The organism is Bacteroides neonati, from assembly GCF_000499785.1.
Classification (GTDB): Bacteria; Bacteroidota; Bacteroidia; order Bacteroidales; family Bacteroidaceae; genus Bacteroides; species Bacteroides neonati.
Window position 1 is genome coordinate 1,101,811 of sequence record NZ_HG726020.1, and the last position, 17,761, is coordinate 1,119,571.

Here is a 17,761-nt window from a genome sequence, read left to right on the forward strand (position 1 = left end):
GTGTCCGCCACTGAATCCAAAATAAAATCCAAAGTATCAACAAAAAAGAAGAAGACATGAAGACAATCATTGCAGAAAAGCCCTCCGTGGCACGTGAAATCGCCCGCATCGTGGGCGCGACAAAGAGAGAGGAAGGATATTTCGAGGGAGGCGGTTATGCCGTGACATGGGCATTCGGACACCTCGTTCAGCTTGCCATGCCCGACGGCTACGGCGTGCGCGGATTTGTCCGTGACAACCTCCCGATTATTCCCGACACATTCACGCTCGTCCCCCGTCAGGTCAGGACGGAGAAAGGTTACAAGCCCGACAGCGGCGTGGTGTCGCAGATAAAAGTCATCAAAAGACTGTTCGACACAAGCGAACATATCATCGTGGCGACCGATGCCGGACGCGAGGGAGAGCTTATCTTCCGCTACCTCTACCACTATACGGGTTGCACCACTCCTTTCGTGCGCCTGTGGATCAGCTCTCTCACCGACAAAGCTATCCGCGAGGGACTGCGGAAACTCGAAGACGGCAGCAAATACGACAACCTCTACCTCGCCGCCAAAGCGCGGAGCGAATCCGACTGGCTCGTGGGCATCAACGGCACACAGGCGTTATCCATCGCCGCCGGACACGGCACGTATTCCGTGGGGCGGGTGCAGACACCAACGTTGGCTATGGTATGTGAACGCTACTGGGAGAACCGCCGCTTTACGTCCGAAGCATTCTGGCAGCTCCATATCGCAACGGACGGTTGCGACGGCGAAGTCGTGAAATTCTCATCCTCCGAGAAATGGAAAGAGAAAGAACCGGCGATGGAACTATATAATAAGGTAAAGGCGGCAGGTTGCGCCACTGTCACGAAAGCCGAGCGCAAGGAGAAGACGGAGGAAACTCCCTTGCTCTACGACCTGACCACGCTCCAGAAAGAAGCCAACGCCAAGCACGGCTTCACGGCGGAACAGACGCTTGAAATCGCGCAGAAACTCTACGAAAAGAAGTTGATAACCTATCCGAGAACGGGAAGCCGCTACATCCCCGAAGACGTGTTTGCCGAAATTCCCAAACTGCTCGCTTTCATCGGCACACAGCCCGAATGGAAAGACAAGGTGCGGGCAAAAGCCGCCCCGACACGCCGCAGCGTGGACGACGGCAAGGTGACAGACCACCATGCCCTGCTCGTCACGGGTGAGAAACCGCTCTTCCTCTCCAAAGAGGACAATACCATCTATCAGATGATTGCCGGGCGCATGGTCGAGGCATTCTCTGAGAAATGCGTCAAGGATGTGACCACTGTCACGGCGGAATGTGCCGGAGTGGAGTTTACCGTAAAAGGCAGCGTCGTGAAGCAAACCGGATGGCGTGCCGTCTATGGCGAGGAAAAAGAGGAAATTACCATCCCCGGCTGGCAGGAAGGCGACACGCTGACACCGAAAGGCTCGTCCATTACCGAAGGAAAGACCAAACCCAAGCCGCTGCATACCGAAGCCACCCTGCTCTCGGCAATGGAAACGGCGGGCAAGGAAATTGAGGACGACGCACTGCGGCAGGCGATGAAGGACTGTGGCATCGGTACTCCCGCCACACGCGCCTCCATCATCGAAACGCTTTTCAAGCGCGGTTACATGGAACGCTGCAAGAAGTCGCTTGTTCCCACCGAAAAAGGACTTGCCCTCAATTCCGTCGTCAAGACGATGCGCATCGCCGATGTTGCCATGACGGGCGAATGGGAAAAGGAGCTGGCGCGTATCGAGCGCGGGGAACTGTCCGACGACACCTTCCGCAAGGAGATAGAGGCGTACACACGTGAGATAACCTCCGAACTGATCTCGTGCGACAAGCTCTTCGGCAGCCGTGACTCCGGCTGCGCGTGTCCCAAGTGTGGCACGGGCAGGATGCGGTTCTACGGCAAGGTGGTACGCTGCGACAACACGGAGTGCGGACTGCCCGTGTTCCGGCTGAAAGCGGGACGCACCCTGTCCGACGATGAAATCAAAGACCTGCTCACCGAAGGGCATACCAAGCTGCTCAAAGGGTTCAAGAGCAAACAGGGCAAGAGTTTCGATGCTGTTGTCGCCTTTGACGGGGAATATAACACGACTTTTGTGTTCCCGGAGGCTAAAAAGGACAAGAAATTTTCAGGACGGAAGAAATAGTATTAACTTTGCCACTTGTTCAGAGTAATGAATTGTTCTTCGATACCGGATTACACTCATACTTTGGATTTAGTGGTGGCACTCGGAGGGATACCGAGTGCCTTTTTCTTCCTTTTTCCAACCGATTATCCCGTTAATTATCAATCCGCTAAATCCAAAGTAATGAACAACAAGAAGAAAAACGAGGGTCAGACCGACTTTTCCTATTACGGTCTGTACCTGCTGGACTATCTCCGCACGAACAAGTTTGAACAGGCTGACGACACCGCTTTCATACGGGAACGGGCCGACCGTGCCGCCGAAACGTATGAGAGGGCACGGCTTGAAGGCTATCCCGCCGATGGTGCGCAGGAACTGGCGATGGACACGCTGCTGCGCGGGCTGCATTATTCCCGTTACGCCATCCTCCGCGAAGTCGTGGAAAACGAGTTTGCCGATGAAGTGCCGGAAGAGAAGCGTGAAGCCTTTGTCCTGAAACTGCTGCCGCTTGTCGGCAACGTGTTCTCCGTCTATGACCTCTCGGATGACAATTTCGCCCTGTCTTCCGATTACGACCTGCTCTACACGGAGCTGACGGGAGCAACCGTCCTTTACTTAGACGAATATGGCGTTTAACCGCAAACAGAAACTGCGGGACAACATCGAGGCGATACGGACGGCATTCATCCTTGACAGGGAAAATAGGACAGCGACAACCGAAGAGCGTGCCATACTTCAAAGGTACTGCGGTTTCGGCGGTCTGAAATGTATCCTCAACCCTGCAAAGGAACTGACGGATGCCGTCCGGTGGGCGAAATCCGACCTCGAACTGTTCGCCCCGACGGTGGAGCTGCACAGGCTTATCCGTGAGAACAGCAAGGACGAAACAGAGTACAAGCGGTTTGTGGATTCGCTGAAAGCGTCCGTGCTGACCGCTTTCTACACCCCCAAAGAGATAACCGACACCATCGCGGACGTGCTGGCAGATTACAGCGTCCGCCCCGCCCGTATGCTCGAACCGTCGGCAGGTGTCGGCGTGTTCGTGGATTCCATGCTGCGGCACAGCCCCAATGCGGATGTGATGGCTTTCGAGAAGGATCTGCTCACGGGTACAATCTTGAGGCATCTCTATCCCGACCAGAAAATGCGCACCTGCGGTTTTGAGAAAATCGAAAGACCGTTCAACAATTATTTCGACTTGGCGGTGTCCAACATTCCGTTCGGTGACATTGCCGTGTTCGACGCGGAGTTTCAGCGGAGCGACTCTTTCGGCAGACGCTCCGCCCAGAAAACCATCCACAACTATTTCTTTCTCAAAGGACTGGATGCCGTGCGTGACGGCGGTATCGTGGCGTTCATCACCTCGCAAGGGGTATTGAATAGCACCAAGACCTCCGTGCGTAACGAGCTGTTCAGTCAGGCCAATCTGGTATCCGCGATACGCCTGCCCAACAACCTGTTCACGGACAACGCGGGCACGGAGGTGGGCAGTGACCTGATTGTCCTGCAAAAGAACCTCAGCAAGAAGGAAATGTCGCAGGACGAGCGGCTGATGACCGTGATACAGACGGACACGAAAACCGCCCTGACCGACAACGCCTATTTCATCCACCACCCGGAACGCATCGTGCATACGATGGCGAAACTTGACACAGACCCCTACGGGAAGCCCGCTATGGTTTATCTGCACGAGGGCAAGGCAGCAGGCATCGCCGGGGATTTGCGCCGTATGCTCGACGAGGATTTCCATTACAGGCTTGCCATGCGCTTGTATTCGGGTTCAATCCGGCAGGCAGGAACGGAAGAAAAAGTTGCCGTTCAAAATAAAGTAGAGCGTCCTGCCATAAAATTGGAAACAGTATCCTCGGCGCAGACGGTGGAAACTCCGACAGAAAAGCCGCAACCCGCAGATGAAAAGCCGGAGATAGAACCGCGCCCGCAATATTCCGCAGGCGTGCAGCTCACCCTGCTTGACCTCTGGGGGATGACGGAAGAGGTCAGCCAACCGAAAACCTCCAAAAAGAAAAAGACGGTGAAAAAGGCAGTTACGGCAAAGTCCACTCCGCCCAAACCGAAAGTCACGGTTACACCGACAGCTCCAACTGCAAAACCCGCAATGGAGAATAAGGAGGTGAAAGCGGAGAACACCGCCAAGCCTGCCGACCCGGACGACATCTATGCCACACTGGACTGGGATACCAATCCTCCCATCAACGGTTTCTATGAAATGATGATGGGTTTGACGCCGGAGCGTAGGAAAGAACTTCGGGAACTGGCAAGGCAGCATAACGAGAAACAAGTGGCGGAAAAGACGGAAGTGAAAGCCGTGCCGGAAACTTCCCGTGAGCAGCCACGACAGGAGGAAACACAGCCGGAGGCAGTCGCCGCACCTGCCGTTACAGATACCCCATCGGAAGCGGTGGGGACTTTCCTTTTCCCCGACATCGAAGCGGAAAAGCCGAAGGAGGAAGTCGTGGACCTTTCTCCGCGTGCCTACCACCGCACGCCGGAGATGCACCTGCGCGAAGGGTCGCTGGTGGCTGACCGGGGGCGTCATAACATCGGCTACCTGAAAGACATCACGCCATACGGGGCGACATTCCAGCCGCTCGACCTGAAAGGATACCAGAAGGAAAAGGCGTTGTTGTATGTGTCGCTGCGTGACGCCTACGAGCGTCTGTACCGTTATGAATCGCTCCGGCGCGAGGCAAATGTTCCGTGGCGAGAGCATCTGAATACCTGTTACGATGAGTTTGTCATGCGCTACGGCAACCTCAACGCCAAGCAGAACGTGAAGTTAGTGATGATGGATGCGGGCGGGCGCGACATCCTTTCGCTGGAACGGATGGAAAACGGAAAGTTCGTCAAGGCGGACATCTTCGAGCATCCTGTTTCCTTCGCGGTGGAGAGCCATGCCAACGTAGGCTCTCCCGAAGAAGCCCTGTCTGCGTCGCTCAACAAATATGGTACGGTCAATCTCGACTATATGCGGGAGATAACCGACAGCACGGCGGAGGATTTGCTCACTGCCCTGCAAGGGCGCATCTACTACAATCCGCTCGTGACCGGTTACGAAATCAAAGACCGTTTCATCGCCGGAAATGTCATAGAGAAAGCGGAACGCATAGAGGCATGGATGGGTGACAATCCCGAAAATGAGCGTATGCCGGAGGTGAAGCAGGCGTTGGAGGCTCTGAAAGATGCCGAGCCGCAGCGCATCGCCTTCGAGGATCTGGACTTCAATTTCGGGGAACGCTGGATTCCGACGGGTGTCTATGCCGCCTACATGAGCCGGCTGTTCGACACGGAGGTGAAAATCGCCTATTCCGCAAGCATGGACGAGTTTTCGGTGGTGTGCGGCTACCGCACCATGAAAATCACGGACGAGTTTCTGGTGAAGGGGTATTACCGGAACTATGACGGTATGCACCTCCTAAAACACGCCCTGCACAACACCTGCCCTGACATGATGAAGTCCATCGGCAAGGACGAGCATGGCAACGACATCAAGATGCGCGACAGCGAGGGAATACAACTCGCCAACGCCAAGATTGACGAGATACGAAACGGCTTCTCCGAATGGCTCGAAGAGCAGTCGCCGCAGTTCAAGGAGCGGCTTGTGACGATGTATAACCGCAAGTTCAACTGTTTCGTGCGCCCGCGCTACGACGGCTCCCATCAGACCTTTCCCGACCTCAACCTGAAAGGGCTGGCAAGCCGGGGTATCAAGAGCGTCTATCCCTCACAGATGGATTGCGTCTGGATGTTGAAACAGAACGGCGGCGGAATTTGCGACCACGAGGTGGGAACCGGTAAGACGCTGATAATGTGCATCGCCGCGCATGAGATGAAGCGTCTGAATTTGGCACACAAGCCGATGATTATCGGGCTGAAAGCCAACGTTGCGGAGATTGCAGCCACCTATCAGGCGGCATATCCCAACGCACGTATTCTGTACGCTTCGGAGAAGGACTTTTCGACCGCCAACCGTGTGCGCTTCTTCAATAATATAAAGAACAACGACTACGATTGCGTCATCATGTCGCACGACCAGTTCGGCAAGATACCGCAGTCGCCGGAATTGCAGCAGCGCATCCTGCAAGCAGAGCTTGACACGGTGGAGGAAAACCTCGAAGTGCTACGGCAGCAGGGAAAGAACGTGTCGCGGGCGATGCTGAAAGGATTGGAGAAGCGCAAGCACAACCTTGAAGCGAAGCTGGAGAAGGTGGAACACGCCATAAAGTCACGCACGGACGACGTGGTGGATTTCAAGCAGATGGGCATCGACCACATCTTCATAGATGAGAGCCACCAGTTCAAGAATCTGACTTTCAACACGCGCCACGACCGTGTGGCGGGATTGGGAAACAGCGAGGGAAGCCAGAAGGCACTTAACATGCTCTTTGCCATACGCACCATACAGGAGCGCACAGGAAAAGACTTGGGTGCGACCTTCCTCTCCGGCACGACTATCAGCAACTCACTGACTGAATTGTACCTGCTGTTCAAGTACCTGCGCCCGAAGGAGCTGGAACGGCAGGACATAAGGTGTTTCGACGCTTGGGCGGCGATATTTGCCAAGAAGACGACGGATTTTGAATTTAACGTGACGAACAATGTGGTCCAGAAGGAGCGTTTCCGCTACTTCATCAAAGTGCCGGAGCTTGCCGCCTTCTATAATGAAATCACGGACTACCGCACGGCGGAGGATGTGGGCGTTGACCGTCCTGCCAAGAACGAGATACTGCACCATATACCGCCCACGCCGGAACAGGAGGACTTCATACAGAAACTGATGCAGTTCGCCAAGACGGGCGATGCCACCTTGTTGGGCAGGCTGCCGCTTTCGGAAACGGAAGAAAAGGCGAAGATGCTCATCGCCACGGACTATGCCCGGAAAATGGCACTCGACATGCGCATGATAGACCCGAATTACGAAGATCATCCCGACAACAAAGCGAGTCACTGTGCCAAGATGATCGCGGAGTATTATCAAAAATACGACGCCCAGAAAGGCACGCAGTTCGTTTTCTCTGATTTGGGGACATACCAGCCGGGCGACGGGTGGAACGTCTATTCGGAAATCAAGCGCAAACTGACGGAGGACTACGGTATACCGCCAAGCGAGGTGCGCTTCATTCAGGAGTGCAAGACCGACAAGGCGCGGAAGGCGGTGATAGACGCCATGAACGCCGGGACGGTGCGTGTGCTGTTCGGCTCTACCTCTATGCTCGGAACGGGTGTGAACGCCCAGAAACGGTGTGTGGCTATCCATCATCTCGATACGCCGTGGCGACCGTCCGACTTGCAACAGCGTGACGGACGCGGAGTTAGGGCAGGTAATGAGATTGCCAAACATTTCGCCGGGAACAACGTGGATGTAATCATCTACGCGGTGGAGAAGTCACTGGACAGCTACAAGTTCAACCTCCTGCACTGCAAGCAGACTTTCATAAGCCAGCTCAAAAGCGGTGCGATGGGTGCGCGTACCATCGACGAGGGGGCAATGGACGAAAAATCGGGCATGAATTTCTCGGAATACATGGCGTTGCTCTCCGGCAATACCGACCTGTTGGACAAGGCGAAACTGGAAAAGCGGATCGCATCGCTCGAAGGGGAACGCAAGTCGTTCAACAAGGGCAAGCGTGATTCGGAGTTCAAGCTGGAGTCAAAGACCGGCGAGTTGCGCAACAACACGGCTTTCATAGATGCCATGACGGAGGACTGGAACCGCTTCCTGTCGGTGGTGCAGACCGACAAGGAGGGCAACCGCCTTAATATAATAAAGGTGGACGGAGTGGATTCCGCCGATGAGAAGGTCATCGGAAAGCGTTTGCAGGAGATAGCCAAGAATGCCACGACCGGAGGGTTGTACACGCAGGTCGGTGAACTTTACGGTTTTCCGATAAAGGTGGTGAGCGAAAGGATACTCAAAGAGGGATTGGAGTTCACCGACAACCGCTTCGTGGTCGAGGGGAACTACAAGTACACCTACAACAACGGGCATCTGGCGATGGCTGACCCGTTGGCCGCCGCCCGCAACTTCCTCAACGCGATGGAGAGGATACCCTCCATCATCGACCAGTACAAGGCGAAGAACGAGGTGCTGGAGATGGAGATACCGCAGTTACAGGAGATAGCGGGTAAGGTGTGGAAGAAGGAGGACGAGCTGAAGCAGTTGAAGTCCGAACTTGCCGCCCTTGACCGAAAAATTCAGCTGGAGCTTGCGCCACCCACGCCCGAAGTCGCAGAAAAGGAGAATGAAGGGCAACAGCTCAAGCCGGAAGCGGAAGATGTGAGGAACAGGCAGGCGCAATATCCCGAAAATGCACCGCCGCAGATACGCAGTCCGGCGGATAGTATCGTTGCCAACCATGTCATAATCGGGCGTCCGGGACTGTATGCCAAGGAGGAAACCCGGTCCAAAGGATTGAAAATATAACCTAAGGAATTTTATCTGAAGTATTAATAAGGGCTATCCCAAAAGGTCTAAAAGTAAATTTTATCCTTTCTGCAAGTATCTATAGGATGGCAACTGCATTTTTTTCTTTTTGGGCAGCCCTTATTAAAATTTATTCTTATTTTAGGTTATATACATTCATGTCCATTTATGTAAAAAATTCCTGCTGACCTTGTTTATGTCTTGTCAGTCACCATTTGCAAAACCATATTTGACCCTCAAAGAGGCTGAATTTGATAAGTAACTTGCTACATACTCATAATAAGGAGCTAAATAGAACACGAATGGGAAATACACAAATGCTAAACTAAAGAAGATATTGGCCAAAATAAACGCTATACCGAGAGAGAAACTTGATTTTTCAACTTCCTAAAACGGTGTTGTTCAAACATTTCTACTTATTTGTACTTGCCAGTTGAACCTACGCTTCCCTAATAAAATGTCTATGGTAAAAAGTTAAAAAATCCTCCCACTTTTGTTAGATATATTTTTTTGTGTAATTTTGTAATCGTTATGCGGCAGTAATAATATACATATTAATACGAGTTAGTAATCCTGTAGTTCTCATATGCTACGAGGAGGTATTAAAAGGTGCGTTTCGACAATGCATCTACTGTAGTATATTATTGCTTAATCCAAATGAATATTATAAATTTAGGAATTCTTGCTCACATTGATGCAGGAAAAACTTCCGTAACCGAGAATCTGCTGTTTGCCAGTGGAGCAACGGAAAAGTGCGGCCGTGTGGATAATGGTGACACCATAACGGACTCTATGGATATAGAGAAACGTAGAGGAATTACTGTCCGGGCTTCTACGACATCTATTATCTGGAATGGAGTGAAATGCAATATCATTGACACTCCGGGACACATGGATTTTATTGCGGAAGTGGAGCGGACATTCAAAATGCTTGATGGAGCAGTCCTCATCTTATCCGCAAAGGAAGGCATACAAGCGCAGACAAAGTTGCTGTTCAGTACTTTACAAAAGCTGCAAATCCCGACAATTATATTTATCAATAAGATTGACCGTGCCGGTGTGAATTTGGAGCGTTTGTATATGGATATAAAAACAAATCTGTCGCAAGATGTCCTGTTTATGCAAACTGTTGTCGATGGATCGGTTTATCCGGTTTGCTCCCAAACATATATAAAGGAAGAATACAAAGAATTTGTATGCAACCATGACGACGATATATTAGAACGATATTTGGCGGATAGCGAAATTTCACCGGCTGATTATTGGAATACGATAATCGCTCTTGTGGCAAAAGCCAAAGTCTATCCGGTGCTACATGGATCAGCAATGTTCAATATCGGTATCAATGAGTTGTTGGACGCCATTTCTTCTTTTATACTTCCTCCGGCATCAGTCTCAAACAGACTTTCAGCTTATCTCTATAAGATAGAGCATGACCCCAAAGGGCATAAAAGAAGTTTTCTTAAAATAATTGACGGAAGTCTGAGACTTCGAGACGTTGTAAGAATCAACGATTCGGAAAAATTCATCAAGATTAAAAATCTAAAGACTATTTATCAGGGCAGAGAGATAAATGTTGATGAAGTGGGTGCCAATGATATCGCGATTGTAGAAGATATAGAAGATTTTCGAATCGGAGATTATTTAGGTGCTAAACCTTGTTTGATTCAAGGATTATCTCATCAGCATCCCGCTCTCAAATCCTCCGTCCGGCCAAATAAGCCCGAAGAGAGAAGCAAGGTGATATCCGCTCTGAATACATTGTGGATTGAAGACCCGTCTTTGTCCTTTTCCATAAACTCATATAGTGATGAATTGGAAATCTCGTTATATGGTTTGACCCAAAAGGAAATCATACAGACATTGCTGGAAGAACGATTTTCCGTAAAGGTCCATTTTGATGAGATCAAGACTATCTACAAAGAACGACCTATAAAAAAGGTCAATAAGATTATTCAGATCGAAGTACCACCCAACCCTTACTGGGCCACAATAGGGCTGACTCTTGAACCCTTACCGTTAGGGGCAGGGTTGCAAATCGAAAGTGACATCTCCTATGGTTATCTGAACCATTCTTTTCAAAATGCCGTTTTTGAAGGGATTCGTATGTCTTGCCAATCTGGTTTACATGGATGGGAAGTGACAGATCTGAAAGTAACTTTTACTCAAGCCGAGTATTATAGCCCGGTAAGTACACCTGCTGATTTCAGACAGCTGACCCCTTATGTCTTCAGGCTGGCTTTGCAACAGTCAGGTGTGGACATTCTCGAACCGATGCTCTGTTTTGAGTTGCAGATACCCCAAGTAGCGAGTTCCAAAGCTATTACAGATTTGCAAAAACTGATGTCTGAGATTGAAGACATCAGTTGTAATAATGAGTGGTGTCATATTAAAGGGAAAGTTCCATTAAATACAAGTAAAGACTATGCCTCAGAAGTAAGTTCGTACACTAAGGGCTTAGGCATTTTTATGGTTAAGCCATGTGGGTATCAAATAACAAAAGACGGTTATTCTGATAATATCCGCATGAACGAAAAAGATAAACTTTTATTCATGTTCCAAAAATCAATGTCATTAAAATAATGGAGCGGTCAGGAAATTTCTATAAGGCAATACGGTTGGGATATATACTTATCTCCATTCTTATCGGATGTATGGCATATAATAGCCTCTATGAATGGCAGGAGATAGAAGCATTAGAACTTGGCAATAAAAAAATAGACGAGCTCCGAAAAGAAATAAACAATATCAATATTCAAATGATAAAATTTTCTCTATTGGGTGAAACAATACTGGAATGGAACGATAAAGATATCGAGCATTACCATGCACGGCGTATGGCAATGGACAGTATGCTCTGCCGTTTCAAGGCCACCTATCCAGCAGAGCGCATCGATAGTGTGCGCAGTCTTTTAGAGGATAAGGAACGACAGATGTTCCAGATAGTCCGGTTAATGGATGAACAACAATCTATTAACAAGAAGATAGCCAATCAAATTCCGGTTATTGTACAGAAAAGTGTGCAGGAACAGTCCAAAAAGCCAAAACGAAAAGGTTTCTTAGGCATATTCGGCAAAAAAAAGGAAGTAACTCCAGCAGTATCAACCACTATCCTTCATTCGGTCAATAGAAACGTAATCAGCGAACAGAAAGTGCAGGATCGCCAATTGTCGGAACAAGCCGACAGCCTTGCAGCTCGTAATGCAGAACTTAACAGACAACTGCAAGAATTGATTTGCCAAATAGAAGAAAAGGTACAAACCGAACTGCAAAGCCGGGAAAACGAAATAGTTGCCATGCGTGAAAAGTCATTTATGCAAGTAGGCGGTTTAATGGGATTCGTTCTTCTATTGTTGTTAATTTCCTACATCATCATACATCGTGATGCAAAAAGCATTAAACAATACAAGCACAAGACAACTGATTTGATAAGGCAACTGGAACAATCCGTACAACGGAACGAGGCACTGATAACGTCAAGGAAGAAGGCGGTACATACTATCACCCATGAACTGCGCACACCGCTGACAGCAATAACAGGCTATGCCGGACTGATACGGAAAGAACAGTGTGAGGATAAGTCCGGGCAGTATATCCAAAACATACTGCAATCCTCCGACCGTATGCGGGATATGCTTAACACTTTGCTTGACTTCTTCCGCCTGGACAACGGCAAGGAACAGCCCCGTCTGTCACCCTGCCGGATTTCAGCAATCACGCACACACTTGAAACGGAGTTCATGCCTGTTGCCGTGAACAAAGGGCTGTCCTTGTCCGTGAAGACTGGACACGATGCCATTGTATTGACCGACAAAGAGCGAATAATACAAATCGGGAATAACCTGCTGTCAAACGCTGTCAAGTTCACAGAAGAAGGCGGTGTTTCTTTGATTACTGAATATGATAATGGAGTTCTGACACTGGTCGTTGAAGATACAGGTACAGGCATGACAGAAGAGGAACAGAAACAAGCGTTCGGTGCGTTTGAACGTCTATCAAATGCCGCCGCAAAGGAGGGTTTCGGGCTTGGGCTTGCCATAATGCGTAATATTGTGTCGATGCTTGGCGGAACAATCCGTTTAGACAGCAAGAAAGGGAAAGGCAGTCGTTTCACAGTTGAAATTTCTATGCAGGAAGCTGAAGAACAGCTTGGATATACAAGCAATACACCTGTTTATCATAACAATAAATTCCATGATGTTGTCGCCATTGACAATGATGAGGTATTACTTCTGATGCTGAAAGAGATGTATTCCCAAGAAGGAATACACTGCGACACTTGCACCGATGCTGCGGCACTGATGGAAATGATACGCCAGAAAGAATACAGCCTGTTGCTGACAGACTTGAATATGCCCGATATAAACGGTTTCGAATTGCTGGAACTGTTGCGTTCGTCCAACGTGGGCAATTCACCAACAATCCCGGTGGTTGTGGCAACCGCTTCGGGCAGTTGTAACAAAGGGGAACTATTGGCAAAAGGCTTTGCCGGATGCCTGTTCAAACCGTTCTCCATATCGGAACTGATGGAGGTTTCCGACAGGTGTGCCATAAAAGCGACACCGGACGGGAAACCGGACTTTTCCGCCTTATTGTCCTATGGCAATGAAGCCGTCATGCTGGAAAAGTTGATAACTGAAACAGAAAAGGAAATGCAGGCGGTACGGGATGCAGCAAAAGAAAAAGACCTGCAAAAGCTGGATTCCCTGATCCACCACCTGCGCAGTTCGTGGGAGGTGCTCCGTGCCGACCAACCGCTGAATGTACTTTACGGATTGCTTCGTGGCGATGCTCTCCCGGATGGTGAAGCGTTAAGCCATGCCGTGACTGCCGTGCTGGATAAGGGAGTGGAAATAATACGGTTGGCAGAAGAGGAAAGGAGAAAATACGAAGATGAATAAGACAAAAATAATTGTGGTGGAAGACAACATCGTGTATTGCGAATATGTCTGCAATATGCTGTCACGGGAGGGCTACCGCAATATGAAGGCTTACCACCTCTCAACCGCGAAGAAACATCTGCAACAGGCAACAGATAATGATATCGTGGTTGCCGACCTGCGTCTGCCTGACGGCAGTGGCATAGACCTTTTGTGCTGGATGCGAAAGGAGGGAAAGATGCAGCCCTTCATCATTATGACCGACTACGCCGAAGTTAATACCGCCGTGGAAAGCATGAAACTCGGCTCGATAGACTATATTCCCAAACAGCTTGTGGAGGATAAACTTGTCCCCCTGATCCGTTCCATACTGAAAGAACGTCAGGCAGGACAACGCCGTATGCCTATATTCGCCCGTGAAGGTTCCGCCTTTCAGAAAATCATGCACCGCATAAGGCTGGTAGCCGCCACCGATATGAGCGTGATGATATTTGGTGAGAACGGCACGGGCAAGGAGCATATTGCCCACCTGTTGCATGACAAGAGCAAACGTGCAGGCAAGCCATTTGTGGCGGTGGACTGCGGTTCACTCTCCAAAGAGCTTGCACCGTCGGCTTTCTTCGGACACGTCAAAGGTGCATTTACAGGTGCGGACAATGCCAAGAAAGGATATTTCCATGAGGCGGAAGGCGGCACGTTGTTTCTGGACGAGGTAGGAAACCTCGCGTTGGAAACCCAACAGATGTTGCTCCGTGCCATACAGGAGAGGCGGTATCGCCCGGTCGGAGACAAGGCAGACCGGAATTTCAATGTCCGCATCATCGCTGCTACCAATGAAGATTTGGAGGTATCGGTGAATGAAAAGCGTTTTCGGCAGGATCTTCTGTACCGCCTGCACGACTTCGGGATAACCGTTCCTCCGTTGCGTGACTGTCAAGAAGACATTATGCCGCTGGCAGAGTTCTTCCGTGATATGGCAAACAGAGAGCTGGAGTGTAGCGTGAGCGGGTTCAGTTCCGAAGCACGTAAAGCGTTGCTGACACACGCATGGCCGGGCAACGTGCGGGAACTTCGGCAGAAAGTTATGGGTGCTGTATTGCAGGCGCAGGAAGGTGTTGTCATGAAAGAGCATCTGGAACTTGCCGTGACGAAACCGACCTCTACTGTCAGCTTCGCCTTGCGCAATGACGCGGAGGATAAGGAGCGGATATTGCGTGCGTTGAAACAGGCAAACGGCAACCGGAGTGTCGCCGCAGAACTGCTCGGCATAGGCAGGACAACACTATACAGCAAACTTGAAGAGTATGGACTTAAATATAAATTCAAGCAATCATAGCCCGTAATTCACTGAATTTGGCTATCTTTGCATAACATTTGAGAAAAACGGCGATTGGCAGGAGCTTTTCGCCGCCAACATATAGGATAAGACCGCAAGGCGTTTCAAGCGAAAATCTGGTAAATTGGAACTACGGAGACGATTGCGTGATGCTTATGCTATGCTTACGCATAGCGTGCATTCACGTACTCTCCGTAAAGGCTTTACCAGAGCCATCGCTTGAAGGTAGTGTGAATTGCACGCTACTTTTTTACCCTTGCCTAACGAAAGGAAACGATTATGGGTAAAGTTCAGATTCTCGCCGTACTGACGATGGACGGATGTCTTTCTTCAGAGTTATATGATAAAGCACATCAGGATTTGTGCCTTGACCGTTGCGGTCTTGATGAAATCAGGAAGAAAGCCTTTTACCGTGTGACACCGGACTATTCCATTTCAATGCTGCACGAATGGAGAAAAGACTGCACAAACATCCGTTACCTCGCGGAAGCCACACCGGACACGGCAGACTATATAAACGGACTGCTGCGGATGCACGCTGTGGATGAAATCATACTATACACCGTTCCTTTCATATCCGGAAGCGGACGACATTTTTTTAAGTCGGCTCTGCCAGAGCAACACTGGACGCTTTCCTCTTTGAAAAGCTATCCCAACGGTGTATGTCGCATTATCTATATCCTTGATAAAAAAGCAAGATAGCCAAAATGTGCGGCAAGCATACATTTCTATTTTCAGGAATAGAATAAATGTTCCGATTACAAACAATTTAAGTCGGAGATAATTTGTCCTTGTGAAAAAATACTGAATTTTATACCTCTGAAATCCAGCACTTTGTAAAATTGAGTGTTGGATTTTTTATTTTCTGCCGCGTTTTTTGCCAATTATATTCATGTGCGCACGCAGAAAACAAAGTGTAATTTTCAAAATTGACAGAACCATGAATTATTTCTTGCTGGCGGAAACCGACTTTTTCCGCCTGATAAACGAAGCCGGCGACTGCAATATGGAAACGGCATACACGGCTTTCGCCACCCAAGTGATCGAACTGTGCAACGGCGGCATGGACATGAACCTTACCGTCATCGCGCTTGCCTACATCGAAATCGAGTTGCAGCACCATCCCGTACGTAATCTGTCAGAAGAAAAAAGAGAGATTGCCGCCTACGTCAGCAAGGCTCTGTCTTTCGTAAGAAAGATGCAGAAATTCCTTGCCACGCCCCAAGTGCCACCACTAATATCCGCCAACAACGCAACAGAAACCACCGCCAGCCTTCTTCAATGGACGGGCAATGCCATCGACCTCGTGGAACTTATCTACGGCATAGACGTGATGGGCTGCATCAACAACGGCAATATGCCGCTCAAACAGCTCGCCCCACTTCTCTATAAGATATTCGGGGTTGATTCTAAAGACTGCTACCGCTTCTACACTGATATCAAACGCCGGAAGAACGAAAGCCGCACCTATTTCATTGACAGGATGCAGGAAAAACTGAACGAGAGAATGTTGCGTGATGAGGAGTTGGAGCGGATGAGAAAATAAAAAAATATCCATTACATATGAGAAGACAGGAATACTCGTATCCTGTCTTTTTATTTTCATTTAATTATATATTAATTAGCACAATATATGTGAGTTTTTCATTCCTATAAGGACAAATTTCAGAAACGTATGTCTGGTAAATTATTGAGTCATCATAGTATGAACATATATCATTACTAAAAACAATGAAACAACTTCCATAAGATTGTGGTTGTAAAAATCGCCATTTAATAGCCCGTTTTTTTTGTAAAATTCGCCAATTAAAAAAATATGATTATCTTTGCATTATATTTTATAAGGTATGGAAACAGTAAATAGAATACTTCAAGAGAAGATTACAGCACGAATCGCGCCCAATAAAGCAGTACTGATTTTTGGTGCTCGCCGTGTTGGTAAAACGGTAATGATGCGTAAAATTGTGGACAACTATTCAGGTAGGACGATGATGCTCAACGGCGAAGACTACGACACATTAGCACTATTGGAGAATCGCTCAATAGCCAATTATCGGCATTTATTGGATGGTATTGATTTGCTGGCTATTGATGAGGCACAGAACATACCACAAATCGGTAGTATTCTGAAGTTGATAGTTGATGAAATACCGGGAATAAGTGTCTTGGCAAGTGGTTCTTCGTCATTCGATTTGCTGAATAAGACTGGTGAACCGTTGGTCGGCCGCAGTACGCAATTTCTCCTTACACCATTCTCGCAACGGGAAATCGCACAGACGGAAACGGCACTTGAAACCCGCCAGAACCTCGAAGCGCGCTTGATTTACGGTTCCTATCCCGAAGTAGTAATGATGGAGAACTATGAACGTAAAACAGACTACCTACGTGATATTGTCGGTGCATACCTGCTTAAAGATATCTTAGCAATTGACGGCTTAAAAAATTCGAGCAAGATGCGCGATCTACTGCGATTGATAGCTTTTCAGTTGGGCAGCGAAGTTTCTTACGAAGAGTTAGGTAAACAACTCGGCATGAGCAAGACGACCGTTGAAAAATACCTCGACCTATTGGAAAAGGTCTTCGTTATCTATCGTCTGGGGGCTTATTCGCGTAACCTACGCAAGGAGGTTACAAAAGCTGGCAAGTGGTACTTCTACGACAACGGCATTCGCAATGCCATTATCGGGGCTTTCTCACCGCTGGCCATTCGGCAGGATGTCGGTGCGCTGTGGGAGAACTACATCATCGGAGAGCGGCGCAAAGCGAACTTCAATGAGGGACTGCACAGGGAGTTCTATTTCTGGCGCACCTACGACAAACAGGAAATCGACCTGATTGAGGAGAGTGCCGACAGTCTTACCGCCTTGGAGTTCAAGTGGGGAAATAAAATGCCGGCCGCACCGAAAGCCTTCCAAGAAGCCTATCCCTATGCCGAGTTTCATGTGGTAAATCGGGAGAATTATTTGGAGTTCGTATAATC

The 17,761-nt window shown here is 49.0% G+C and carries 9 protein-coding genes; all 9 read left to right on the forward strand.

What is annotated here, in order from left to right; all coding sequences use genetic code 11:
* The first annotated feature begins 56 nt into the window (after positions 1 to 56).
* The 9 genes from topB (at position 57) to TY03_RS07650 (ending at position 17,759) form a co-directional block, all read left to right on the forward strand.
* Positions 57 to 2,144, forward strand: a complete 2,088-nt coding sequence (gene topB, locus TY03_RS07610; protein WP_004291456.1) for a type IA DNA topoisomerase — start codon at positions 57 to 59, stop codon at positions 2,142 to 2,144.
* Positions 2,145 to 2,306: 162 nt separating this feature from the next.
* Entirely contained in the window at positions 2,307 to 2,759 is a 453-nt protein-coding gene (locus TY03_RS07615; protein ID WP_004304266.1) for a DUF1896 domain-containing protein, read from the forward strand.
* On the forward strand, positions 2,749 to 8,565 hold the full coding sequence (locus TY03_RS07620; protein ID WP_004291462.1) for an N-6 DNA methylase: 5,817 nt from the start codon (positions 2,749 to 2,751) through the stop codon (positions 8,563 to 8,565). Before TY03_RS07615 ends, TY03_RS07620 begins: the two co-directional genes overlap by 11 nt.
* 657 nt (positions 8,566 to 9,222) lie before the next feature.
* The gene (gene tet(Q) / locus TY03_RS07625; RefSeq protein ID WP_004291466.1) at positions 9,223 to 11,148 is read left to right on the forward strand and encodes a tetracycline resistance ribosomal protection protein Tet(Q); all 1,926 of its coding nucleotides are present in this window, start codon (positions 9,223 to 9,225) and stop codon (positions 11,146 to 11,148) included.
* On the forward strand, positions 11,148 to 13,466 hold the full coding sequence (locus TY03_RS07630) for a hybrid sensor histidine kinase/response regulator (RefSeq protein WP_004291467.1): 2,319 nt from the start codon (positions 11,148 to 11,150) through the stop codon (positions 13,464 to 13,466). The genes tet(Q) and TY03_RS07630 overlap by 1 nt, the downstream gene beginning before the upstream one ends.
* The gene (locus TY03_RS07635) at positions 13,459 to 14,781 is read left to right on the forward strand and encodes a sigma-54-dependent transcriptional regulator (protein ID WP_004291471.1); all 1,323 of its coding nucleotides are present in this window, start codon (positions 13,459 to 13,461) and stop codon (positions 14,779 to 14,781) included. Before TY03_RS07630 ends, TY03_RS07635 begins: the two co-directional genes overlap by 8 nt.
* A 279-nt stretch (positions 14,782 to 15,060) precedes the next feature.
* Positions 15,061 to 15,483, forward strand: a complete 423-nt coding sequence (locus TY03_RS07640) for a dihydrofolate reductase family protein (RefSeq protein ID WP_004291474.1) — start codon at positions 15,061 to 15,063, stop codon at positions 15,481 to 15,483.
* Between the two features lie 238 nt (positions 15,484 to 15,721).
* Entirely contained in the window at positions 15,722 to 16,327 is a 606-nt protein-coding gene (locus tag TY03_RS07645) for an RteC domain-containing protein (RefSeq protein WP_004304269.1), read from the forward strand.
* A gap of 301 nt (positions 16,328 to 16,628) precedes the next feature.
* Positions 16,629 to 17,759, forward strand: coding sequence for an ATP-binding protein (locus tag TY03_RS07650; RefSeq protein ID WP_004291480.1), 1,131 nt, complete (start codon positions 16,629 to 16,631; stop codon positions 17,757 to 17,759).
* Positions 17,760 to 17,761: the final 2 nt, after the last annotated feature.

Coding starts and splice junctions, on each gene's coding strand:
- topB (WP_004291456.1), top strand. CDS start 57: ATGAAGACAATCATTGCAGAAAAGCCCTCCGTGGCACGTGAAATCGCC.
- TY03_RS07615 (WP_004304266.1), top strand. CDS start 2,307: ATGAACAACAAGAAGAAAAACGAGGGTCAGACCGACTTTTCCTATTAC.
- TY03_RS07620 (WP_004291462.1), top strand. CDS start 2,749: ATGGCGTTTAACCGCAAACAGAAACTGCGGGACAACATCGAGGCGATA.
- TY03_RS07630 (WP_004291467.1), top strand. CDS start 11,148: ATGGAGCGGTCAGGAAATTTCTATAAGGCAATACGGTTGGGATATATA.
- TY03_RS07635 (WP_004291471.1), top strand. CDS start 13,459: ATGAATAAGACAAAAATAATTGTGGTGGAAGACAACATCGTGTATTGC.
- TY03_RS07640 (WP_004291474.1), top strand. CDS start 15,061: ATGGGTAAAGTTCAGATTCTCGCCGTACTGACGATGGACGGATGTCTT.
- TY03_RS07645 (WP_004304269.1), top strand. CDS start 15,722: ATGAATTATTTCTTGCTGGCGGAAACCGACTTTTTCCGCCTGATAAAC.
- TY03_RS07650 (WP_004291480.1), top strand. CDS start 16,629: ATGGAAACAGTAAATAGAATACTTCAAGAGAAGATTACAGCACGAATC.